Below are 20,855 nucleotides of genomic sequence, written 5' to 3'. Positions count from 1 at the left end.
GAAAAGCCCACCGGACTAGGCAGCCGCTTCAACGCCGCCGTTACGTACGATAGTGGGTTGGAAGTGGTAGCGGGAGAGGGACTTGAACCCCCGACCCCAGGATTATGATTCCCGTGCTCTAACCAACTGAGCTACCCCGCCAGGGCGGCGAAAGGCCCGAAATCCGCCTTAGATGGAAAGGCATTTCGAGGCGTTCGCCAAGGTCGCGCGGATATAAGGTTGGGAGGGCGAGCCTGTCAAGCTTCGAAGCATTCCATATCGCCGCATATTCTCATTGCCGAAAAAAGCTTTGCCGCGCCGACATTTGGTTGCAGCCGCCGGGGTTGAGTTCGAAGGGGCACGTCGCTATGTCTCGGCCACGAGTTTTTAGAGTTTGAAACAGATGAAGCCGCGCATTGCAGTCCTCGGTTGCGGATACTGGGGCAGCAACCATATCCGCACCCTCAAGGCACTCGGCGCGCTGCACGCGGTCTCGGACGCCAATCGCGCGCGCGCCGAAGGCTTTGCCAGCGAACAGGATTGCCTGGCGATCGAGCCCGACCAGCTGTTCGTCCGCGACGACATCGACGCCATCGTCATGGCCTTGCCGCCGCAGTTCCATGCCGACCTTTCCGTGCGCGCAGCCGAAAGTGGCAAGGATTTGCTGGTGGAGAAGCCGATCGCGCTGACGGTCGCGGATGCCGAGCGCTCGGTGCAGGCGGCCAAGGACAATGGCCGCGTCTTCATGGTGGGACATGTCCTGCGTTTTCACCCCGCCTTCGAGACGCTGAAGGGGCTGATCGACAAGGGCGAACTCGGCGAGGTCCGCTATATCCACTCGCATCGGCTCGGCCTCGGCAAGTTCCACACCGAGAACGATGCGCTGTGGGACCTGGCGCCGCACGATCTGTCGATGATCCTGGCCATCACCGGCACCGAGCCGATCGAGGTGCGCGGCGAGGGGGCGGCCCTGCTCGACAATCTCAGCGACTTCGCGCATCTGCACATGCGCTTTCCCAACGGCCTGCGCAGCCACCTCTTCGCGTCACGGCTCAATCCCTATCGCGAGCGGCGGCTGACCGTGGTCGGCACCAAGGCGATGGCGGTGTTCGACGATGTCGAGCCCTGGGAGCGCAAGCTTGCCGTCTATCGCCATGCGGTGTGGCAGGACAGCGGCCAATGGGCGTTCACCACCAATGAGCCGTCCTATGTCGCGGTCGCGCAAGGCATGCCGCTGACGCGCGAGCTGGAGCATTTCATCCAGTGCATCGAGACGCGGGCCGAGCCACGCACCAGCGGCGAGGAAGCGATCAGGGTGCTGCGCATCCTGACGGCAGGCACGGTCACCCACACCAAGTCCTGAGGGACCGTTTGGAAACTCTAATCTGGCGGCCATCTGACGGCGTTTTCTGCGCTTCCGGTGCTCACGGACCCAAATGTCCGCTGCGCTCCGGTTCTCGAAATCACCACCATATGGCTCGCCAGAGCGAATTTCGAAACGGTCTCTGAGGGTAGAGTTTACTCGGCCGGAATCTGCGGCGGCCTTGCGGCAAGCCGGCTGAGCATCGCCTCGGCCTCGGCGCCGCGCTCGGAGCGCTCGATGAAGCCGCCGCCGAAGATGCGGGCCTCGTTGCCGTCGTCGGAATAGAGCACGCAGGCCTGTCCTGGCGCGATGCCGGACTCGCCGTCGGCCAATTCGACCGAAGTCACACCTGCCTCGTGGCGCAGCACCGCCGGGCGCGGCGGCCTGGTCGAGCGGACCTTGGCGAACAGCTCGATGCCGCCTGCGGGAATATCGGTGAGCTGCCCGTCGCCAAGCCAGTTCATGTTGCGCAGGTAGATCTTGTGCGTCTCCAGCGCCTCGCGGGGGCCGACCACGACGCGGGCCCGTTCGGCGTCGAGATGGACGACATAGAGCGGCTCGCCGGACGCGATGCCGATGCCGCGGCGCTGGCCGATCGTGTAGCGCAGGATGCCTTCATGGCGGCCGAGCACGCGGCCGTCGATGTGGACGATGTCGCCCGGATTGGCGGCTGAAGGCTTCAGCTTGGCGATGATGTCGGAATATTTGCCCTGCGGCACGAAGCAGATGTCCTGGCTGTCCTGCTTGGCCGCGACCGTCAGCCCCATCTCCTCGGCAATGGCGCGAACCTGCGGCTTCGACAGGCCACCGAGCGGAAATCTGAGATAGTCGATCTGCGACTGGGTGGTGGCGAACAGGAAATAGCTCTGGTCGCGGTCGGCATCGACCGGCCGGTAGAGCGCGCGATGGGCGCCGTTGGCGCCGGAGCGGATGTAGTGGCCGGTGGCCAGCGCATCGGCGCCCAGCTCCTTGGCGGTGGCCAGAAGATCGGCGAACTTCACTGTCTGGTTGCAGGAGACGCAAGGGATGGGCGTCTCGCCGGCGACGTAGCTCTCGGCGAACGGGTCGATGACCGCCTTGCGGAACCGCTCCTCGTAATCGAGCACGTAGTGGGGAATGCCGAGCGTCTCGGAGACCCGGCGGGCATCGTCGATATCCTGTCCGGCGCAGCATGAACCGGCCCGGTGCGTCGCCGCGCCATGATCGTAGAGCTGCAAGGTGACGCCGACGACGTCGTAACCCTCGCGCTTCAGCAGGCCGGCGACCACGGACGAATCCACGCCGCCCGACATGGCGACGACGATGCGGGTGTTTTCGGGACGTCCGGGAAGATCGAGACTGTTCATGGTGCTTTCATTCTGCGCGGCACCTGAATGCCAATGTCGAGAATATAGGTCAAGCTTTCCGGCGGCGCCAGCTTGCAGGCCAATTCACGGGCCAATTCACGGCTTGTGGCCGATCCGCGACCAGGCGGATTTTCCCGGCCAATTCAAGGCTTCCAGCCAGATATTTCAAATGCCGGCGAAAAGACTAACGCGGCGTTCACGATCCTTACCTAGTCATTAGGGTCTGCTTAGGCAATTTTTAAAGCTGTGGCGGTAACGTGGCGGGGATTGGGTCTTTGAGTTTTTTGTAGAGAGTACGATGACCGATCTGGTTAGACCTAGAGTCAAGTATGTTATCGGGCCTGACGGCAGCCCCCTTACGATTGCCGATCTGCCGCCGACGAACACGCGTCGCTGGGTCATCCGGCGCAAGGCGGAAGTGGTCGCGGCGGTGCGTGGCGGACTTTTGAGCCTCGAAGAGGCCTGCCAACGCTACAAGCTGACCACAGAGGAATTCCTGTCCTGGCAGGCGTCGATCGACGAATACGGTCTCGCCGGGCTGCGCACAACGCGCATCCAGCAATACCGGCACTAAAGAGCCGGCCTGAACACGGTCAAAGGGCGCGGCATTCCGCGCCCTTTGTTTTTCGAAACGGTTTCTGGTGTTTTTCGAGCAATTTCTGGCGGTCAGACCGTCAGCGCCACCTTGCCGATCGGCCTGGTCGCGAGAAAGGCGTGGGCAGCGCCGGCCTCTTCAAGCGGGAAGCTCTTCGCCACATGGACGGTGAGCTTGTTCGCGTCGATCAAGAGGCCAAGTTCCACCAGGCCTTCGCGATCGGGCACGACGGACATGCGCTCGACCCGGATGTCGCGCGCGGCGGCATCGGCTCGCATGGCGTCGTTGACATTAAGCAATGACACCAGCACGCCTCCACGCTTGATGACCTTCAGCGAGCGATCGGCATGGTCGCCGCCCACTGGCTCCAGCACCAGATCGATGTCGCTGATCTGGCTGGTGAAATCGCCCTTGGTGTAGTCGATGACCTCGTCGGCGCCGAGCTTGCGGACGAAATCGACCTTGTTCGGGCTGGCGGTGGCGATGACGTAAGCGCCGCGCGCCTTGGCGATCTGCACCGCCAGATGGCCGACACCGCCGGCACCCGCATGCACCAGCACGCGCTGGCCCGATTTCAGTCCGCCATGGCGGACAAGGCCTTGCCAGGCGGTAAGGCTCGCCAATGGCAATGCGCCGGCCTGGATGTGGTCGGCTCTCCTGGGCTTGAGTGCTATTTCATCCGCAGGGACAGCCGCCAGCTCCGCGTAAGCCGCTGCCTGCTTGGGGAAGCGCGGCATGCCGAACACCTCGTCGCCAACCTTGAAGGCAGTGACGCCGTCGCCCAGCGCCTCGACCGCCCCCGAGATGTCCCAGCCGAGGATGAAGGGCGGCTCGCCAAGCAAGGGATAATAGCCGGCGCGTACGGCGCCATCGACGGGATTGATGCCGGCGGCCTTGACTCGAACCAGCACCTCGCCGGCTTCGGGCCAGGGATCAGGCTGGTTGGCAATGACGAGGACGTCGGGTCCGCCGACAGTATTCTGGACAACGGCACGCATGGGGTGTCTCCTGCTTCATTGCTGCCACTATCATTTGGATAGTAATAATCTCTTGCCCAGTATGTACCTTTTTGATATATGGGTACCCCATGGATAGTGAAGACAATTGCCCCTTGGGCTATGACGCGTTCCGACGGACATGTCCGTCGCACACCGTGCTCGAGATGCTGGCCAGCAAATGGGTCTATCTGGTGGTTTGCGCGCTGCGCAAAGGTCGGCAGCGCAATGGCGAGCTTGCCCGCAAGCTCGAAGGCATCACGCCCAAGATGCTGACGCAGACATTGCGCGTGCTGGAGCGCGACGGCCTGGTGCGGCGGGAGGTCTATCCGGTTATTCCGCCACGCGTCGAATATGAGCTGACCGAGCTTGGCCAGAACCTGGCGGGATTGCTCACCCAGATCAGGTCATGGGCCGAGCAGCACGCACCGGACATCAAGGATGCCCGCGCAAGGGCGATTGCCGCAAATGAAGGGGATTGGGCCGCCTAGAGCCGGTTCACCCTCTCGAGGCCGTCGCCCGGTAGGTTGCGCGCGCCGGGCGGACGCGCTCGGGACGCGGATGTCAGCCGATCATGGCGCTGCGGCCGCCGGTTTCGGTCTCGCGGATCTTGGTGTCGCGCGATTCCAGCATTTCAGCCTTGGAAAGCTCCGCTTCAGCTTCGCCGAGTAATGATTCGGCAGCGCTTCGTTGCTGGGCGAGGTCGCTTTGCGAATTTCTAAGGTTGTCGCGGCGCAAACGCGCCGCCTTGGCGAAGGTCGGATAGGCAAAATGGTTGATGTCGGTGATGCCGGCTTTCTTTTCCTCGGCGGTGATCTGAAGCTCCAGTTCGACCGCCATGCGTTCGAACTCGGCGATCATCATGTCGAGCTGCAGAAGCTGACGCCGCTTCTCATTCACCTGAAACTGTTTCAGCCGAACGAGGTTTTCACGTGACTTCATGATTCGGTACTCCCGGAAACGCACACCCGCACATATCGTCCAAACCGCCTGGAAAGGCCCAAGCTCTGCCCATGTCCACCGGCATTCCCCGAACTATGGGAAACAAAACCCTAAAGTTTTTTGCCGACGGTAACCATTCGTTTACGGGCATTGTTAATCATACGGGTCAGGACTTAAGGCCGGGTAAAAATTCCGGCCGCCGAAGCGAAGCCGCCTTGATGAGTCCCTGGAGTCACTTAGTCCAGGTTGTTAATGTGTTGCATTAGGAATTTTGGTCTGTGATTCGTCATTAGATTCAAGAGGGTGTAGAAAGGGGTTAAAAAATCTGATACCGTCATGGACGGGAAATTAGGTTTTGTTAACCATTCAATGGCAGCCTCTGCACAAGGCAACCACTGCTCCGGGGCAGGACGGGTCGTGAAATGGTCCGGCGGCAGAAAAGGGGAATGAAATGCGTGTTCTGCTGATAGAAGATGACAGTGCAACCGCACAAAGCATCGAACTGATGCTGAAATCGGAAAGTTTTAACGTCTATACGACGGACCTCGGCGAAGAGGGTGTCGATCTCGGCAAACTCTACGACTACGACATCATCCTTCTCGATCTCAACCTGCCCGACATGTCCGGCTACGAGGTCTTGAGAACGCTTCGCCTCTCCAAGGTAAAGACGCCCATCCTCATCCTCTCCGGCATGGCCGGCATCGAGGACAAGGTACGCGGCCTCGGCTTCGGCGCCGACGACTACATGACCAAGCCTTTCCACAAGGACGAGCTGGTGGCGCGCATTCATGCCATCGTGCGGCGTTCCAAGGGCCATGCCCAGTCGGTCATCACCACTGGCGACCTGGTGGTCAATCTCGACGCCAAGACCGTTGAGGTCGGCGGCCAGCGCGTGCATCTCACCGGCAAGGAATACCAGATGCTGGAGCTGCTCTCGCTGCGCAAGGGCACCACGCTCACCAAGGAAATGTTCCTCAACCACCTCTATGGCGGCATGGACGAGCCGGAGCTGAAGATCATCGACGTCTTCATCTGCAAGCTGCGCAAGAAGCTCGATGCCGCGTCTGGTGGCCAGAATTACATCGAGACGGTCTGGGGCCGCGGCTATGTGCTGCGCGAACCGGAAGACATCCGCGTCAGCGCCTGAGCTGCAAACGCCTTCACCATCGATAAAAACCCGGCTCAGGCCGGGTTTTTTGCGTGATGGGCAGATACTTCATGTGGGCGGATACTTGCGGGGCGAATGCTTGCGGAGCGAATGCTTGCGGAAAAGCGTCCCGGATTTTTCCCGGAACTGCTCCAGGCCCGAATCAGGCGGCGATCTTCAAGGCGCGAAAGCGCTCGAGCAGCTGCGGGCGGTTGAAGGGCTTCAGGAGATAGCCCTGGGCGCCGGCGCGCTTGGCCCGCATGATCGACGCAATATCGAGCTCGACCAGCGAGATCAGGATCTGCGGCCTGATCGGGCTTTCCATGGCGCGTACGCGGCGGATGAGGTCAACCGCCTGCACGTCCGGCAGGGCGCCGTCGACGACGATGATGTCAGGCATGTCGGCGGCACACATCTCCAGTGCGTCAAGTCCGCTCGCTGCTTCGATGATCATCATGTCGGAACCGCCCAGGATGCGTTTTGCAACCTTCCTGATGACGCTCGAATCGTCGACGAACATGCAGCGTTTCATTTCCGAGTCCTCTTTGCCTTTTGGCAATCCGGTAGCGTCGGGGCATCGAGGAGCACCATAAGCCAATCTGGTAAAGAAGCCGAAAAGGCATTGGGTAAAATTTTTGCAAAGATGCCATTTGACTGACTTTTCCTTGCAGATGCTTCGATGTGGTCGTTTGGGAGAAAGCTCAACGCTTCCAACTCACCGATCGCGCTAATATTACGCTGTTAAAAATACTTGTACTCCGTGCAGATCGACCCGGTACTCAGGCCGCTGAAAGCACGATTTCTTCCGCCGTGGCATGGATCGATATCGTCATGGCGGCCTCACGGGCCAGAAGCAGCGTGTAATAAGGCTGGACCGAATGCGCATCGATTGGCTCTTCCGGCTTGTGGCCGGAATGCAGTTCAAGAAATTTCGGCGGTACGCGCAGCATCGGCCCGCTTGCCGAGAGTGAAAAGCGCGGCTCGGTTTCGAGATTCTCCAGCGTTACGACCAGCTTGCCGCCGCGCGGGATGGCGGCGTTGGCAACGAGGAGCAGGTTGAGCAGCAGCTTGACCTTGTTCTTGGGCAGCAGCGCTCGGATCCCGTTCCAGACCAATTCCGGCTTTTCGTTTTTGAGGAAAGCGATGGCGACGGCTTCGGCGTCTCCGGTATCGATCATCATGCCCGCCGAGCCGGCCGCGCCAAAGGCGATGCGGGCGAACTGCAATCGGGCCGAGGCGTTCCTGGCGCTCTGGCGGATGAGCCGCATGGCGTCTTCATCGGCGCCGCCCTCGTCGAGCAGTTCGAGCCCGTTGTTGATCGCTCCGACCGGCGAGATGATGTCGTGGCAGACGCGGCTGCACAAAAGTGCAGCCAGATCAGGTGCGGAAAGGGTGAACAGATCGGCCATTGGCGAAAATCCCTGCAAATTTCACAACACGGCCGAGCGATCGATCGTCGCCTGCCAACACGAATCACGCTCGCTCCCAGGCTGTTTGAATACACAGCGCCCGTGCGTGCAGCAACAAATCCAAAATTGTGGTTATGGCAAATGGCGCGTTCACGCAGGCCGCCGCCCGTATGAGCGACCCCAAACAGCCTTCGAACCGCCATGTTCATGTGCGAGCTTAATGGTTGAAAAAGGATTACGGCATAGTTTGCCCCTAACAGTTACCCTTAACGGCCGCCTAAAGAGCCGTATGTGGTGCCAGGCGTCGGCGAAGGTGCTCCCTGACGGAGATTGGAAGCATGTTTTCCCGATTCTATGACCGGACCTTTTTCCGTGTCACCTCTGGCCGGAACCTGTTCCGTGTCATACCAGACCGGACATTTGTCCGTGTCGTATCAATGGCGATCGCGCTCATGGGTGCTCTCGTCTTCTCGACTTCAGCCCTGCGGGCCCAGGAATATACCGCTCAGGAGATTGTCGATTCCGGTCACAAGTTCTTCGGCGCGACATCGGGCGGGCTGGCCACCGTCATCGAGAAGATCTTCGCTTCCTACGGCCTGCCCAATGGCTACCTGCTTGGCGAGGAGGGCTCGGGCGCGCTCATCGGCGGCCTGACCTATGGCGAAGGCACGCTCTACACAAAAAATGCCGGTGACCACAAAGTGTTCTGGCAGGGCCCGTCGCTGGGTTGGGATTTCGGCGGCGAGGGATCCCGGGTGATGATGCTGGTCTACAACTTGGACGACGTCGGCAACCTCTACAACCGCTACGGCGGCGTGGCGGGGTCGGCCTATGTCGTGGCGGGTGTCGGCTTCAATGTGCTGAAGAACAACAATGTGCTTTTGGTGCCGATCCGAACCGGTGTCGGTGCTCGGCTCGGCGTCAATCTCGGCTATCTGAAACTGACCGAGCGGGCGACGTGGAATCCCTTTTGATCGAAGCCCGTCGTGCCGCAAAGCCGGCTTTTCGACGGGGTTTGTAGGACCGTGATCCCCAATGCGCTGCGGCAAGCCCTTGCCGCAGCGCCGGATTTCCGCCATGCCAATATGGTACGGTCCAGTTCAGGCGGTTGCCGCCGATAGCGGGTAGTCCTTTGGTTCAGTCGGTCCTGTTCTTTGCCCTTGGCTTTCTGTGTGCCGGCTTTCTGGCGCTGATGATCGCTCCGGCGGTCTGGAGGCGAGCCGTCGCCCTGACCCGCAGGCGCATCGAAGCTTCGATCCCGTTGACCCGGGCCGAGATCCAGGCCGACAAGGACCGGATCCGGGCCGAGTACGCCATGTCGGCGCGCCGCCTCGAGATGAACGTCAAGGCGCTGCGCGAGAAGGCAGCCGAACAACTCGTCGAGATCAATCGCGGCCGCGAGGCGTTGAAGGGGCTGGCCGTCGAGCGCACGGAAAAGAACCACGCGCTCGCCGAACTCGGCGCCAAGGATGAAGCGCTGCGGCAGCGCGAAGAGGAACTGCATCAGCTTTCGGAACGGCTAAAGGAAACCGAACGAAAGCTGGAAAAGCGGGCGCTCGAGCTCGAAAAGCTGGAGCACATGTATGACGACGCCAGTTTTTCTTCCAGCAGCCGGCAGATCGAGCTGGTGGCGCGCGAGTCCGAATTGCAGAAGCTTGCCAGTGACATCTCGCTGCTGCGCGGCCAGCGCAAGGAGGCGGACCGCCGCCAACAGGAGATCGCGGCCGAAAGCAAGGCAGCGCGCGAGGCCCTGAAGGCCGAGAAGAAAAGGACGGCTGAACTCGACAAGAAGGTCGAACGGCTGCTCGCCACGCTCGCCGATCGCGAGGACAAGCTCGATCGCCGCGAAAAGGATCTGGCGCGGCTGCGCGAAAAAGCGAAAACCGAGGAGGGCGGACCGGCTCTGCGGCTGGTCGGCAAGTCTGATCAGGCCGACAAGCTTGAGACTGACAGGCGTGATGAGGCTGCCAAGCGTGATGAGGCTGAAAGGCGCGATGAGCTGGATAGGGCGATCGCCAAGCTCGACAGCGATCGCGAACGGCTGGAGGCCAGGCTGACGGCGCTGGCGCGCGAGAACAAGCGGCTCAAGGCGGATCTTGGCGCCATGGCATCATCGGGCACCACGAATGGCGGTGCCGCGCTGCGCGAGCAGATGAACGAGCTGGCGGCGGAAGTCGTCCACCTGACGGCCAAGCTCGAGGGGCCCGATTCGCCGATCGCCAAGGCGTTGGCGGTACCGCAGGACAGCCGGCCCAGCGGCGGCGACCGCAGCCTCGCCGATCGAGTGCGAGCCTTGCAGAATGCGGATGCTACCTGAGGCTGCGGCTGTCGTTCTCCCAAAACCGAAGTCACTTTCGGGCGACATGCCTTAGCGGTGCGAGAAATGATGCAGGGCAATGGCTGAGGCGGCTGCCACGTTCAGGCTGTCGAAGCCGTCCGCCATGGTTATCCGTACGGTCTGCAGGCGCGCGAGCAGGCTTTCGGGCAGGCCTTCGCCCTCGGTGCCGAGATAGAGCGCCAGACGCCCGGCCGGCTTTGCATCGCGTATGTCGGTCCGTCCGCGTGGCGACAGGGCGAACTGTTCAAAGCCCCGCTCAGCCAGCATCGCCGTGAAGCCGGCGGTGTCGGTGAAAGACGCAAAAGGGATCTTCAGCGCGGCGCCGACCGAAACACGGATCGCCTTGCGGTACAGCGGATCGCAGCATGTCGCGTCGATCAGCACCGCATCGGCGCCGAAGGCGGCGGCGTTGCGGAAGATCGAACCCATATTGTCGTGGTTGGAAATGCCAACGAGCACCACAACCAGGGCCAGAGCGGGCAAGGCATCCAGCAATGGGCCGGCCGGCTGCGGCGTCTCCTTGCGGCCGATGGCCAGGATGCCGCGATGCAGGTGAAAGCCGGCGATCGCGTCCATCACCGCGCTGGTGACGACATAGACCGGCAGATCCGCGGGTGCCTTGTCCAGCGTGTCCTTCAGGCCGCCCAGCCGGTTTTCCAGGACCAGGACGGATTCGGCGCTGAAGCGTCTCGACGACAAAAGCAGGTCGAGCACCACCTTGCCTTCGGCAACGAAGCGGCCTTGCCGGCCCGCGAGATCGCGTTCGCGGATATCGAGATAGGCGGCGACACGCGGATCCTGCGGGTCGTCGATGCGAATTGGGTTCATGTCCCCTGCTCAAAGATCGAGAGCGCGGATCGTGCGTCGGAAAGGACGCACTAGCCACGCTCTGGAAATCGTCGGCGAGGTAAACGGCCGCAGAAGCGTCCGGTCAAGTCCCGGCGCGGCGCAATCTCTGTGCCATCTGGGACAGGTCCTCCTTGCCGCTGCCGAAAATACCATCCAGCATGACAAGCAGTTCGCGCACCGCATCGGATTTGCAGGAGTAGTAGATCATCTGACGGTCGCGGCGGGTGTCCACCAAATCGAGCGCCCGCAGCTTGGCCAGATGCTGCGAGAGGGCGGATTGGCTGAGCATCACCTTTTCGGCGATAGCGCCGACCGACATTTCACCGTCGATCAGATAGCTCATGATCAACAGCCGTTTTTCGTTGCCCATAAGCATCAAAAATTCGGCCGCCGGTTCAGCGTTGGCGATTAGCTTTGTCGAGACCATAAATGCCCCATGCTGTTTGCTCATCGAGGTGCCATGGGGGCAATGGCGCCTGAATCCATAAATTCACTTGCGAAAGGACACTGACGAGTCAGCGCCACCCCTTGAGCGTAGAACATTTCTTCCAAATCTCAAGCATTGCTTTTGATCAAATGCAATTAAGTTCTGTCATTTGTCTTCATCATTGTGCGGCCGCTCCTGACCATTTCAACCAAAGCGGGCCGCAATTCACCTGCTGCCACCAGGGGTTGCGGAAAGAAAACCCGGCAAACATTATCCCCCGATACCAAGTCCATGCCGTCGGCATCCAATCCGGCGATGGTCCAGCCCTCGCCGGATGCCCTGGCAAACTGATGTGCGTAAACGGCGACCGCGTCGAGATGTTCCGCGTTCATGTGCTCGATGGCGGATTGTTCGCTGTCCGCAAGCTCTTCGACGATGGGTCCGCTGCCGGTGAGATCGGACCGATCGAGCAGATAGGCCTTGCCGAAGCCGCCATTGAGGCTGGCGCGTTGCGGTTCGAGGCGAAAGATCGAAAAGTCGCCGAGCCCGGCATAGAGGACGGCCTTGGGATTGCGGTTGAGATAGCGGCGCTCGGCGCGGGCGTGGATGCTCGAGCCACGCTCCAGCCGCGATGCCCCGCAGATCAGCGTCAAGCGCGGATGCGCCAGCGGGTCGCCCTTGCCTGGCTCGCCGAGCAGCAGGGAACAGCGCGGATCGGCAAGCAAGGCAGGCGTGTGCGCGGAAAGCATCGACACCAGGATCAGCGGCGCGCCATCGATGTCCGTGGCCACGCCGACCCGGCTCACCAGCGGCGACCCGGTCCGTGGCTCCAGCACCGCCAATGCGCCGAAGCGGGCGCTGCGCAGAAGCGTCTTCGCCAGCCGGATCGCCTCGGCATCGGTCTCGCGGATCACATCCTTCTTTCGCTCGCCCAAGGGTCCGGCTCTTCTAAGTTGATCTTAATATTCCACTTATCGGACGAAGATGCCGGGTTTGGCAAGGGCTAGCTCTTTATGCATTTCGTTTCTCAAAAACGTTTCGCATCTTGGACGGCATGCATCACTTCGGCGCCATGCGGATGGCGCCGTCGAGGCGGATGGTCTCGCCGTTCAGCATCTGGTTCTCGATGATGTGCAGGGCAAGGGCGGCATACTCGGATGGTTCGCCGAGGCGCGAAGGGAAGGGCACGGCGGCGCCCAGCGAATCCTGCACCTCTTGCGGCATACCGGCCATCATCGGTGTCTTGAAGATGCCGGGCGCGATGGTGCAGACGCGGATGCCGGAACGGGCCAGGTCGCGCGCCACCGGCAGCGTCATGCCGACCACACCACTCTTGGAGGCCGAATAGGCCGCCTGGCCGATCTGGCCGTCATAGGCGGCGACCGAGGCCGTGTTGACGATGACGCCGCGTTCGCCGCCCTGCAGCGGCTCGAGCTTCGCGGCGCGATCGGCGACGAGGCGGATCATGTTGAAGGTGCCGATCAGATTGACCTCGATCACCTTGCGGTACTGGTCGAGCGGATGGGGACCGTCCTTGCCGATCGTCTTGACGCCGATGGCGATGCCGGCGCAGTTGACCAGGATGCGCGGCTCGCCGAGCTTGGACGCGACCTCGGCGAGGGCGGCAGCACCGCTGTCGGCGCTGCTGACGTCGCATTGGACGGCAATGCCGCCGATCTCGGCCGCGACCTTGGCGGCGCGGTCGATGCCGACATCGAATATGGCGACGCGGGCACCCTTGGCGGCAAGCGCCCGAGCCGTCGCCTCGCCAAGCCCGGAGCCGCCGCCGGTCACGATTGCGATCTGGCCGTTCGGGGTCATGGCGTCATTCCTTCTGTAAAGCAGGCCTTCCTGTGAAAGCAGGCCCTCCTGTGAAAGCAGGAAAGGATCAGTGCCAGATCGAACGGGAAGGTCAAGCCATGGCGGCGATGTGCTCGGCGACCCTGGCCTGACTGGCGTGACCGACCTCGCCCAAGAGCTTGGCGACGGAACCCGGCACGATCTCATGCGACAGCAAGCGGTCGAGATCGACAGGGCGCGGCATCGAAATCTGGCCGCGCGGGATCCGCTTGAAGCCGAGCGGCCCGTAATAGGGCTCGTCGCCGACCAGTATGACGGCCGGCGCACCGGCCTTGGCGGCAGCTTCCAGCGCAATCGCCACCAGCCGGCGGCCAATGCCGAGATTCTTGAAGGCGGGCCTTACCGCGAGCGGCCCGAGCATCAGCGCGCGTCCGGGGCCGGCGGCAATGCGGGTCATGCGCACCGAAGCGACGACGATGTCGCCGTCGACGGCGACAAAGGACAGAGCGCGTTCGTGCCCTCCAGCCTCGCGGATCTTGTAAGCAGCCAGGACAAAACGGCCGGGGCCGAAGGCCTCGTCGTTGATGGCTTCGATTTCAGCATCATGCGCCGGGGTTTCCGGCAGGTATTTCACGTCGGCAAGGCTCATGGTCTTTGCGTTCCGGTAGAGAGGAAAGGTTGCTGCAAACGGCAGCATTCGCCAGTCAGCGCTTCATCAAGCGCGGGCGCCCTTTCGTCGTCGGTCAAACCGGATCAAAGCAAAGTCGAACATGCGGAGTGTCCGCTAGCATCAATTTTCGGCCGCTGCAATCGACCCGTTCACTGGCCCTAACGATTGACAGTCTGTTCAGCCCTGGTGATTTCAGCCTTGCCGCTTCGCGCTCTACATCAGGGAGAAAGGCGAAAGGACATCCCATGGGATTGCTGGTCGACGGCAAGTGGCAGGACCGCTGGTACGACACCAAGGACAGCGGCGGCAAGTTCGTGCGGGCGCAGTCGCTGTGGCGCGACTGGATCACGCGTGACGGCAAACCGGCCGAGGGCCGCCATCGCGGCTTCAAGGCAGAGCCCGGCCGCTACCACCTCTATGTCTCGCTTGCCTGTCCGTGGGCTCACCGGACGCTGATCTTTCGCGCGTTGAAGAGGCTCGAAGGCATCATCTCCGTCTCGGTCGTGCACCATTTCATGGGCGCGAACGGCTGGACGTTTCTCGCCGAGGACGGCGCCACCGGCGACACGCTCTACGGCCTCGACTTCCTGCACCAGATCTACACCAGGGCCGATCCGGCCTATTCCGGCCGGGTCACGGTGCCGGTGCTGTGGGACAAAAAGGAGCAGACCATCGTCTCCAACGAATCCTCCGAGATCATCCGGATGCTCAATTCGGCCTTCGACGAGTGGGGCGATGCCGGTCTCGATTTCTATCCACAGCCCTTGCGCGGCGAGATCGATGCGATCAACGCTCTGGTCTATCCCGCCATCAACAACGGCGTCTATCGTGCCGGCTTCGCCACCACGCAAGCCGCCTATCAGGAGGCCTTCGACGCGTTGTTCTCGGCGCTCGACACGCTCGAGGATCGGCTTTCCAAGCAGCGTTATCTCGTTGGCGATCGCATCACCGAAGCCGACTGGCGGCTGTTCACCACGCTTGTGCGCTTCGACCCGGTCTATGCCGGTCATTTCAAGTGCAATCTGCGCCGTATCGCCGACTATCCCAACCTGTCGAACTGTCTGCGCGACCTCTATCAGGTACCGGGCGTCGCCGGCACGGTGAACCTGCATCACATCAAGGCGCATTACTACGGCAGCCACGAAACGATCAACCCGACGCGGATCGTGCCCGTGGGGCCGGAGCTGGACTATGCCGCGCCGCATGACCGGGGACGGTTCAGGAAGGCGGCCTGATAGCCGGCAGGCTGATCAGCGGAAAAGTTTGGTGTCGAGTTGCGTTTGTCTTTTGCGATTGGCTTTCAACATCCGATTTCCGAACCAACTCGAGTAACCGAAGGCGTTGAGGCAGAAGGCAAACAGCGTCGCCAATGCCATGATCGCAACCCAGCCACCAAATGGGATTCCTCTCAATTTTGCCTCCGTGTCGTCGTCAGCGAGCGAAAGCAGAAGGAAAAACGTCGAGAACAAAATGATGGCTATCGTGGAAAACACCACTGTTTTCCAATACTCCCCTCTATGGAAGGTTCTTCCATGTTTCCGTATAAATAGGGAATATGCCGTCAAAGTAGAGGCGAAATTCACCCCAAAGTAGGCATTCTTTCCGGTAAGCGCGATGAATGACGGAAAAATTATTGCAAGAGCGATCAGGGCCAGGCTGGCCAAAAACGTTACAAGCATGTAAATGCCGACATAAGGCCATATACTAACTGTATCTGTTCTTTCGTAAGCCATTTATCGCCCCTCGATAAGATTTTAGTGAAATTAAAATCATTGAAGTCGAGGTTCAGGATAACTGTATTTCGTAAATCACCAGTAACTAGAAATCGGCTCTCCCTGGAAAACCTCGGCGATCCGCCGCAGTGTCGCCGGCGTCGTTGCTTCCGGCAAGCGGTCCAGCGGGAAGAAGCCGGCTTCGGCGATCTCATGGTCAGGCAGCTTGGGCGCCGTCTGGGCGAACTGCTCGATGAGATAGAAGCCGACATGATCGCGGCGGCTGGAGCGGCGGTTGAAATGCATCGATTTCAGCGCCGGCGGGGCGGTTAGCGCGATGTTGCCTTCCTCCGCCAATTCGCGCGCCAGCGCTTCGTCCATCGTCTCGCCGACCTCGACGCCGCCGCCGGGAAGCTGCCAGCCCGGCACATAGGTGTGGCGGATGAGGAAAACGGAATTCGTGGCGGTATCGTGGATCAGGCCGCGCACGCCGAGCGTCATCGGCCGCCGCAGCACGAAATAGAGATGGAACAGCCGGGCCCTGAGGCCAGCCCAACCGGTCTGGCGGAAGGGATCTTGCGGGCTCGTCATCGGTAGCGAAACCGTGGGTGGAAAGGAGGGCGCTGGTCGCCTATGAAGGATGCATGTTCAGGCTCGCGCATATTTCCGATGTCCATCTGGGGCCGCTCCCGGATGTATCCTATCGCGATCTCGCCTCCAAGCGCGTGCTCGGCTACGTCAACTGGCAGCGCAACCGCCGCCGCCACATGCATGACGCCGTCATCGATACCATCGTCGCCGACGTCAAGGCGCAAAGTCCCGACCATCTCGCCGTCACCGGCGATCTGGTCAATCTGGCGCTCGACGGCGAGATCGAGATGGCCAGGCACTGGCTGGAGACGTTGGGACCGCCGCACGACGTTTCCGTCGTTCCGGGAAACCACGATGCCTATGTGCCCGGCGCCTTCGACAAGGTCTGTCGCTCATGGGCGGCGTGGATGAGCGGCGACGGCATCAACACGCCGGTCGACCGCAATGCCTTTCCCTTTCTGCGCGTGCGCGGCAATGTCGCGCTGATCGGCGTCTCGACGGCGCGCGCCACGGCGCCCTTCATGGCCAATGGCTTCTTCATGGAGGGGCAGGCGGAGCGGCTCGGCAAGATCCTGCGCGACACCGGCGGGCAAGGCCTGTTCCGCGCCATCATGATCCATCATCCGCCGGTGCGTGGCGCCGTCCCGCAGCACAAGCGGCTGTTCGGCATCGCCCGCTTCCACAAGATCATTCGCCGGCATGGTGCCGAGCTTGTCCTGCACGGCCACTCGCATCTGCCGTCGCTGTTCCAGATCGGGGTCCGCGGCGCCAAGGTCCCGGTTGTCGGCGTCGCCGCCGCCGGCCAGGCGCCGGGCGGCAAGCACCCGGCGGCACAGTACAATCTGTTCGACATCGACGGCGAAAAGGACAATTGGCGGATCCGCCTGACCCGGCGCGGCCTGACCGGGCCGGCGATACCGCCTGTCGACCTGCAGACGCTGGAGCTAGGGGCCCCGGCCGCTATGGCCGCAAGCTGAGCCCCATTGCCACGAGGCGGTCCCAGAACAGGGCGATCGACACCGCCAGGCCGACCAACGCGCCGGCGGCGATCAGGCCAAGGCCGGACAGGAAGGCAGACCAGCCCTTGCTGCGTTGTGGCGACCGCAGCGGCGGCTCCGCCTCGCTCACCTCGGCGCGCTTCATGCCGGCGATTGCCGGTTCGACCCCGCCTTCCATCATCCTCTGGCGCTCGACGATGCGCTCGGCGACATAGCGCGTCACAGCGTTGGCAACCGGCTTCATCTCGGTCGATTCGGCGAGCACCACACGGCCGATGCGGGTGTCCTTGAGGAAACGGTAGGTGCGGCGATCACGGCCCATCGCGACATGGCTGACGGCGTCGATCCAAAGACGCGGCTGCAGCCCCGAGGACACGACGAAATCGAAATTGTCCATGTCGGCTGGAACGTCGGCAAAGACGGGCGCGAGTTCGGCGGCCAGGAGATCGAGGCGCATGCGATGCGCCTCGCGCATGTCGACGACGACATCGTCGCGGTCGGCAAAGGCGTTCTTCACATCACGGATGGCATCGGACAGTTTGCTTGACGGATCGATCTTTTCGCCTGCGTCCTTCATCGGCGTGGCCTCGCGGGTTTGGTTAACACGCAGTTAACACAGCCGCCGGCAAAATGCACTGGCGAGATGGGGGGCGAGATCAGGGGGCGAAGCGCCGGGGATATGGCGCTCAGCGGCAACGTGGTGGCGAGTCTCGGGCGAACGGGTCTCGCGCGATGGTTCATGTTGCGCAGGATGATCCTGGCGATCAGAACGGGCGCTTCCTCGATCAGCATATGGCCGGCCTCCAGAACGTGATGCACATGAAAGCGCGCCGGCAGGCCATCCGCATGGGTGAAGGGCAGCACCGCGTCGTCAGTTCCCCACACCACCATCACCGGCATGGCCAGCGTGTCCAGCAGATCGCGCGGGATGACGCCTTGCCGGTCGTCCCTGGTCATGGCAGCGGCGACCTCGACAAGTTTTTCCAGTTGCCCGGGGCGCCTGCGCATTTCGGAAAGCGTATCGGCGGCGTGGTCAAAAGGCAGCGCGCGTGGACCCGACATGGCGGCAAGGCAGGCAAGGATCTCGGACGACTCGCTCGCGGCGGCAAAGCGGCGCAACAGCGCCCCGTTGATCTCGGGGCCGAAGCCACCGGGCGCCAACAGCGTCAGCGAGGCGACTTTTCCCGGATCGGCCAGCGCCATCAGCACCGCGACAGCGCCGCCCATCGAGTGGCCTACCAGATGGACCCGCTTGAGTGCCCGCGCTGAGAGATCGGCGAGAATGGCCCTTGCCGCCACCTTGGCCGGACCGGCATCCGGGAAATCAAGCGACAAGCCATGTCCCGGCAGATCATAGGCCAGCGTGCGCACCGAAGCCGACAGGGAAGAGATCACCTCACCCCAGACGTCATGGCAACCACCGAAGCCATGCAGCAGAACGATGGTCTTCGAACCAGCACCTTGTTCGGCGGCATGAAGCGATGAAATCATGGATGCTGAAATTTTTTTTTGTTGTTGCAGGGTGAGCGAGGCCAATTGTGGCTGAACTGCTCCTTGGCTGGCGCGATGACCAGTAAAATTTTCGCGATTTGTACGGTTGAAGACAGAACTCGGCGGTCAACCGGGCATTTGACGATCGGAGCGTACGGAACCGACCATAACGCCACGCCGCGGCTGTCGATGGCGTCAACTGGCGCTCTCGAGCCCGGAGGCGCGCAGGGCGCCGATCAGTCGCTCGGTCAAATCGGCCGGATATTTCCGATCGACGAAAGTCGCACGCGGATTGGCGGCGAATTTCGGAAATTTGGCGCTCAGCTCATCGAGCAGCTTGCGCGCCTGGCTGTCCTGGCCGGCAATTTGGGCGCCGATCAGCCGCGCGGCGAGATAGTGTGATTTTGTTGCAGTCGTTCTCAAGGCGTTGCTGGCAATGGTTGCCTTGTTCATGTCGCCGAGCATGAATTCGCCGGCGAAGAGTCCGAAATCCCACCATGTCGGATGCCCGCTGGAGGCATCCACGGCATGAGCCAGAAGCGGTGTTCCCTCGGTGTAACGGCCGGCGAAAATCAGCCCGTAACCATAGGCGGCGGCCATGGAGACGTCGTAGGGGTTGAGGTCATAGGCCTTGCGCATCCAGCGCAGCGCCTCGTCGGGATTGCCAAGGCGCGAATAGATGTAGCCATAGGCGCGATGCGCGTTAGGGCTGGTCGGCCCCATCTGTATGGCGCGGTGGGCGAACGTCAGCGCCTTCTCGATCGTCGCATCCGGCGGATAGGCGTAGTGGTCGTTCACCGCCTCGAGGTGCAACGAAGCGAGTTCCGAATAGACCAGCGACGATTTTGCGCCGTTGTCGGCCAGGGCTTCAAGGCAGCGGTACGCGGCGCCGTGGGTTCTGACGTTTTGGTCGAGATAGTATTTGCCGTTGAGCAGCAGGCATTGCGTCAGGCCGGTCTGCATGCCGCTCTGCTCGATATAGTTGTAGATCGTGCCGGAAGCGGGAAGAGCCGAACTCAGGATGTCGGCGATGCGGTCCTCGACGGCGTTCGGCGCGCTGTCGGCGGCGGTCAGGTTGCGCGACAAAAGCACCCGGCCGGTCGCCATGCTCTGCAGCTCGATGGTGATGTCGCCCGCGCCCGGTCCAGGCAGGATATCGAAGATGAAGCTCGTGGCATTGGTAACCGGATCGGTCTCGTCGGCGGCCTCGCGGCCGATGAAGTCGACCGTATCGAAACCGCTCAGGCCGGCGCGCAAGGATGCTGCCACACGGCTGGCATCTTGGCCATTGGCCTTGACGGCGAGGTAGACGAGCGGCAGTGCCTCGCTTGCCGGGGACCGGGCGATGCTGCCGGTCAAGCCGGCGGGCTCGAACGTAGCCGGTATGTCGCCACCTGCCAGCAGGGCGCCGCTGCCCTGACGCAGGATCAGAACACCGAGCATGGCGATGACCACGGCGATCGCCATCCAGAAGAACCTGAGATGGCGTGCCACCGAGGGCTCCGGAACGGTAGTCGAAGCCAGAACTGCGGCAGACGGAATGTCAACAGCGCTCGGCTGCTCGGATGGCGGTGCCGGCGCTTCCGTCTGCCCGGCAAGGTTGGCCATTTCCGGCAGGCGGATCGCGTTGAGCTCATAGGCCGGGACATAGCCGCCGCGCGGAATGGCGATGCGGACGGGTTCGGCGACGCCTTCATTGGCGAAATACTGCTGCAGCAAATCGCGCAGCCGGCCAGCCTGGACTCGCACCACCGCATCGGTCGACGGATCGAAATCACCGTCCTTGCCGAAGACGTCCATGGCGATGGAAAAGCCCTTGAGCCTGTCGGCTTCGCCTGCCTGTTCGCGTTCGACGAGATAGCGGATCAGTTTGCGCGCGCGTTCGGACCGTCCAAACGTTTCGCTGGCAAGTAGTCGCTCCAGTGTCTCGCGCACTGCGGGGGCGGCAGGCGTGGCATGCTGCAAGTGTCGATCCTCTCGAAGTCGGCACAGGTTGAGGCACGATCATATCGTGCCCGCATCTCCACACAAGTATACACCCATTATGCGATCGCGTACCTAACCGGATAATTTTCCGGTGGTTAATGGCCCGGCTGCAGGACGTCGGCGGCGGACCCCGAAGCGCGCCGCCGACTTCATCGGCCATTTTGGGCCAAGCCCGGTTCGGGTTCGAAAAACGTCGGCGCGAGAGCGCTGCTGCTCT

Annotated in this window: 23 protein-coding genes and 1 tRNA gene; 8 read left to right on the top strand and 16 right to left on the bottom strand. The window is 62.0% G+C overall.

The features are described 5' to 3' along the window. Positions 1 to 64: 64 nt before the first annotated feature. Positions 65 to 141: transfer RNA gene (locus LB577_RS32300), tRNA-Met, on the bottom strand. A 241-nt stretch (positions 142 to 382) separates the two neighbouring features. Here LB577_RS32300 and LB577_RS32295 point away from each other — a divergent pair. Next, positions 383 to 1,342 carry a Gfo/Idh/MocA family protein gene (locus LB577_RS32295; RefSeq protein WP_023765280.1) on the top strand — a complete coding sequence of 320 codons (960 nt, stop codon included), beginning with the start codon at positions 383 to 385 and terminating at the stop codon, positions 1,340 to 1,342. Between the two features lie 155 nt (positions 1,343 to 1,497). Here the strand turns inward: LB577_RS32295 and mnmA are convergent, their stop codons facing one another. After that, positions 1,498 to 2,688: a tRNA 2-thiouridine(34) synthase MnmA gene (mnmA, locus tag LB577_RS32290; protein WP_224690456.1), complete on the bottom strand. Its 1,191-nt coding sequence runs from the start codon at positions 2,686 to 2,688 to the stop codon at positions 1,498 to 1,500. A gap of 298 nt (positions 2,689 to 2,986) precedes the next feature. Here mnmA and LB577_RS32285 point away from each other — a divergent pair, with 298 nt between their 5' ends. After that, on the top strand, positions 2,987 to 3,262 hold the full coding sequence (locus LB577_RS32285; RefSeq protein ID WP_006203587.1) for a DUF1153 domain-containing protein: 276 nt from the start codon (positions 2,987 to 2,989) through the stop codon (positions 3,260 to 3,262). 92 nt (positions 3,263 to 3,354) lie between these two features. On the opposite strand, the gene LB577_RS32280 is transcribed toward LB577_RS32285, so the two are convergent. Beyond that, positions 3,355 to 4,281 carry an NADP-dependent oxidoreductase gene (locus LB577_RS32280; protein WP_224690455.1) on the bottom strand — a complete coding sequence of 309 codons (927 nt, stop codon included), beginning with the start codon at positions 4,279 to 4,281 and terminating at the stop codon, positions 3,355 to 3,357. A gap of 89 nt (positions 4,282 to 4,370) precedes the next feature. Here LB577_RS32280 and LB577_RS32275 point away from each other — a divergent pair, with 89 nt between their 5' ends. Continuing rightward, a complete protein-coding gene (locus tag LB577_RS32275; RefSeq protein WP_224690454.1) occupies positions 4,371 to 4,769 on the top strand; it encodes a winged helix-turn-helix transcriptional regulator in 399 nt (132 codons plus the stop codon). A gap of 73 nt (positions 4,770 to 4,842) precedes the next feature. On the opposite strand, the gene LB577_RS32270 is transcribed toward LB577_RS32275, so the two are convergent. Further along, positions 4,843 to 5,220 (bottom strand): flagellar export protein FliJ, encoded by a 378-nt coding sequence (locus tag LB577_RS32270; protein ID WP_013893381.1) that lies wholly within the window; start codon positions 5,218 to 5,220, stop codon positions 4,843 to 4,845. 451 nt (positions 5,221 to 5,671) lie between these two features. Here LB577_RS32270 and ctrA point away from each other — a divergent pair, with 451 nt between their 5' ends. Next, the gene (gene ctrA / locus LB577_RS32265) at positions 5,672 to 6,367 is read left to right on the top strand and encodes a response regulator transcription factor CtrA (RefSeq protein WP_006203583.1); all 696 of its coding nucleotides are present in this window, start codon (positions 5,672 to 5,674) and stop codon (positions 6,365 to 6,367) included. A 163-nt stretch (positions 6,368 to 6,530) separates the two neighbouring features. Here ctrA and LB577_RS32260 read toward each other — a convergent pair whose 3' ends face one another. Then, complete coding sequence (locus LB577_RS32260; protein WP_013893382.1) at positions 6,531 to 6,899, bottom strand: PleD family two-component system response regulator; 369 nt, start codon at positions 6,897 to 6,899, stop codon at positions 6,531 to 6,533. 247 nt (positions 6,900 to 7,146) lie between these two features. Beyond that, a complete protein-coding gene (gene chpT, locus LB577_RS32255; RefSeq protein ID WP_013893383.1) occupies positions 7,147 to 7,776 on the bottom strand; it encodes a histidine phosphotransferase ChpT in 630 nt (209 codons plus the stop codon). A gap of 437 nt (positions 7,777 to 8,213) precedes the next feature. Between chpT and LB577_RS32250 the strand changes: the two genes are divergently transcribed. Beyond that, on the top strand, positions 8,214 to 8,750 hold the full coding sequence (locus LB577_RS32250) for a DUF1134 domain-containing protein (protein ID WP_083833235.1): 537 nt from the start codon (positions 8,214 to 8,216) through the stop codon (positions 8,748 to 8,750). A 158-nt stretch (positions 8,751 to 8,908) separates the two neighbouring features. Beyond that, a complete protein-coding gene (locus LB577_RS32245) occupies positions 8,909 to 10,093 on the top strand; it encodes a hypothetical protein (RefSeq protein WP_224690453.1) in 1,185 nt (394 codons plus the stop codon). Positions 10,094 to 10,144: 51 nt separating this feature from the next. On the opposite strand, the gene LB577_RS32240 is transcribed toward LB577_RS32245, so the two are convergent. The 5 genes from LB577_RS32240 to LB577_RS32220 form a co-directional block, all read right to left on the bottom strand. Continuing rightward, on the bottom strand, positions 10,145 to 10,942 hold the full coding sequence (locus LB577_RS32240; RefSeq protein ID WP_023765288.1) for a TrmH family RNA methyltransferase: 798 nt from the start codon (positions 10,940 to 10,942) through the stop codon (positions 10,145 to 10,147). Between the two features lie 103 nt (positions 10,943 to 11,045). Continuing rightward, complete coding sequence (locus LB577_RS32235) at positions 11,046 to 11,390, bottom strand: ArsR/SmtB family transcription factor (RefSeq protein ID WP_013893387.1); 345 nt, start codon at positions 11,388 to 11,390, stop codon at positions 11,046 to 11,048. Between the two features lie 155 nt (positions 11,391 to 11,545). Then, positions 11,546 to 12,325 carry a HugZ family protein gene (locus LB577_RS32230; RefSeq protein ID WP_224690452.1) on the bottom strand — a complete coding sequence of 260 codons (780 nt, stop codon included), beginning with the start codon at positions 12,323 to 12,325 and terminating at the stop codon, positions 11,546 to 11,548. Positions 12,326 to 12,449: 124 nt separating this feature from the next. Beyond that, positions 12,450 to 13,211 carry a 3-hydroxyacyl-CoA dehydrogenase gene (locus LB577_RS32225; RefSeq protein WP_224690451.1) on the bottom strand — a complete coding sequence of 254 codons (762 nt, stop codon included), beginning with the start codon at positions 13,209 to 13,211 and terminating at the stop codon, positions 12,450 to 12,452. 91 nt (positions 13,212 to 13,302) lie between these two features. Then, positions 13,303 to 13,839 carry a GNAT family N-acetyltransferase gene (locus LB577_RS32220; protein WP_023765291.1) on the bottom strand — a complete coding sequence of 179 codons (537 nt, stop codon included), beginning with the start codon at positions 13,837 to 13,839 and terminating at the stop codon, positions 13,303 to 13,305. A gap of 266 nt (positions 13,840 to 14,105) precedes the next feature. Between LB577_RS32220 and LB577_RS32215 the strand changes: the two genes are divergently transcribed. Next, on the top strand, positions 14,106 to 15,095 hold the full coding sequence (locus LB577_RS32215) for a glutathione S-transferase family protein (protein ID WP_224690450.1): 990 nt from the start codon (positions 14,106 to 14,108) through the stop codon (positions 15,093 to 15,095). A gap of 15 nt (positions 15,096 to 15,110) precedes the next feature. Here the strand turns inward: LB577_RS32215 and LB577_RS32210 are convergent, their stop codons facing one another. Next, entirely contained in the window at positions 15,111 to 15,593 is a 483-nt protein-coding gene (locus LB577_RS32210) for an ABZJ_00895 family protein (RefSeq protein WP_224690449.1), read from the bottom strand. Between the two features lie 75 nt (positions 15,594 to 15,668). Continuing rightward, positions 15,669 to 16,163: an NUDIX domain-containing protein gene (locus LB577_RS32205; protein WP_023779486.1), complete on the bottom strand. Its 495-nt coding sequence runs from the start codon at positions 16,161 to 16,163 to the stop codon at positions 15,669 to 15,671. A 53-nt stretch (positions 16,164 to 16,216) separates the two neighbouring features. On the opposite strand from LB577_RS32205, the gene LB577_RS32200 reads away from it, so the two are divergent. After that, a complete protein-coding gene (locus LB577_RS32200) occupies positions 16,217 to 17,140 on the top strand; it encodes a metallophosphoesterase family protein (RefSeq protein WP_224690448.1) in 924 nt (307 codons plus the stop codon). Here the strand turns inward: LB577_RS32200 and LB577_RS32195 are convergent. The 3 genes from LB577_RS32195 to LB577_RS32185 all read right to left on the bottom strand — a co-directional run bounded on the left by LB577_RS32195 (position 17,124) and on the right by LB577_RS32185 (position 20,617). Then, entirely contained in the window at positions 17,124 to 17,738 is a 615-nt protein-coding gene (locus tag LB577_RS32195; protein ID WP_013893396.1) for a hypothetical protein, read from the bottom strand. The two genes, LB577_RS32200 and LB577_RS32195, sit on opposite strands and share 17 nt — an antisense overlap. Further along, on the bottom strand, positions 17,735 to 18,652 hold the full coding sequence (locus LB577_RS32190; protein WP_224690447.1) for an alpha/beta fold hydrolase: 918 nt from the start codon (positions 18,650 to 18,652) through the stop codon (positions 17,735 to 17,737). Before LB577_RS32190 ends, LB577_RS32195 begins: the two co-directional genes overlap by 4 nt. 195 nt (positions 18,653 to 18,847) lie before the next feature. After that, positions 18,848 to 20,617, bottom strand: coding sequence for a tetratricopeptide repeat protein (locus LB577_RS32185; RefSeq protein WP_224690444.1), 1,770 nt, complete (start codon positions 20,615 to 20,617; stop codon positions 18,848 to 18,850). Positions 20,618 to 20,855: the final 238 nt, after the last annotated feature.

It is taken from the genome of Mesorhizobium sp. B283B1A (assembly GCF_020165735.1).
Classification (GTDB): domain Bacteria; phylum Pseudomonadota; class Alphaproteobacteria; order Rhizobiales; family Rhizobiaceae; genus Mesorhizobium; species Mesorhizobium opportunistum.
This window is presented reverse-complemented; position numbering and strand designations above follow the sequence as displayed.

What these genes read in the sequence shown, in the direction of transcription:
- LB577_RS32295 (WP_023765280.1), top strand. Translation starts at nt 383, where the DNA reads ATGAAGCCGCGCATTGCAGTCCTCGGTTGCGGATACTGGGGCAGCAAC.
- mnmA (WP_224690456.1), bottom strand. Translation starts at nt 2,688, where the DNA reads ATGAACAGTCTCGATCTTCCCGGACGTCCCGAAAACACCCGCATCGTC.
- LB577_RS32285 (WP_006203587.1), top strand. Translation starts at nt 2,987, where the DNA reads ATGACCGATCTGGTTAGACCTAGAGTCAAGTATGTTATCGGGCCTGAC.
- LB577_RS32280 (WP_224690455.1), bottom strand. Translation starts at nt 4,281, where the DNA reads ATGCGTGCCGTTGTCCAGAATACTGTCGGCGGACCCGACGTCCTCGTC.
- LB577_RS32275 (WP_224690454.1), top strand. Translation starts at nt 4,371, where the DNA reads ATGGATAGTGAAGACAATTGCCCCTTGGGCTATGACGCGTTCCGACGG.
- LB577_RS32270 (WP_013893381.1), bottom strand. Translation starts at nt 5,220, where the DNA reads ATGAAGTCACGTGAAAACCTCGTTCGGCTGAAACAGTTTCAGGTGAAT.
- ctrA (WP_006203583.1), top strand. Translation starts at nt 5,672, where the DNA reads ATGCGTGTTCTGCTGATAGAAGATGACAGTGCAACCGCACAAAGCATC.
- LB577_RS32260 (WP_013893382.1), bottom strand. Translation starts at nt 6,899, where the DNA reads ATGAAACGCTGCATGTTCGTCGACGATTCGAGCGTCATCAGGAAGGTT.
- chpT (WP_013893383.1), bottom strand. Translation starts at nt 7,776, where the DNA reads ATGGCCGATCTGTTCACCCTTTCCGCACCTGATCTGGCTGCACTTTTG.
- LB577_RS32250 (WP_083833235.1), top strand. Translation starts at nt 8,214, where the DNA reads ATGGCGATCGCGCTCATGGGTGCTCTCGTCTTCTCGACTTCAGCCCTG.
- LB577_RS32240 (WP_023765288.1), bottom strand. Translation starts at nt 10,942, where the DNA reads ATGAACCCAATTCGCATCGACGACCCGCAGGATCCGCGTGTCGCCGCC.
- LB577_RS32235 (WP_013893387.1), bottom strand. Translation starts at nt 11,390, where the DNA reads ATGGTCTCGACAAAGCTAATCGCCAACGCTGAACCGGCGGCCGAATTT.
- LB577_RS32225 (WP_224690451.1), bottom strand. Translation starts at nt 13,211, where the DNA reads ATGACCCCGAACGGCCAGATCGCAATCGTGACCGGCGGCGGCTCCGGG.
- LB577_RS32220 (WP_023765291.1), bottom strand. Translation starts at nt 13,839, where the DNA reads ATGAGCCTTGCCGACGTGAAATACCTGCCGGAAACCCCGGCGCATGAT.
- LB577_RS32215 (WP_224690450.1), top strand. Translation starts at nt 14,106, where the DNA reads ATGGGATTGCTGGTCGACGGCAAGTGGCAGGACCGCTGGTACGACACC.
- LB577_RS32210 (WP_224690449.1), bottom strand. Translation starts at nt 15,593, where the DNA reads ATGGCTTACGAAAGAACAGATACAGTTAGTATATGGCCTTATGTCGGC.
- LB577_RS32205 (WP_023779486.1), bottom strand. Translation starts at nt 16,163, where the DNA reads ATGACGAGCCCGCAAGATCCCTTCCGCCAGACCGGTTGGGCTGGCCTC.
- LB577_RS32200 (WP_224690448.1), top strand. Translation starts at nt 16,217, where the DNA reads ATGTTCAGGCTCGCGCATATTTCCGATGTCCATCTGGGGCCGCTCCCG.
- LB577_RS32195 (WP_013893396.1), bottom strand. Translation starts at nt 17,738, where the DNA reads ATGAAGGACGCAGGCGAAAAGATCGATCCGTCAAGCAAACTGTCCGAT.
- LB577_RS32190 (WP_224690447.1), bottom strand. Translation starts at nt 18,652, where the DNA reads ATGATTTCATCGCTTCATGCCGCCGAACAAGGTGCTGGTTCGAAGACC.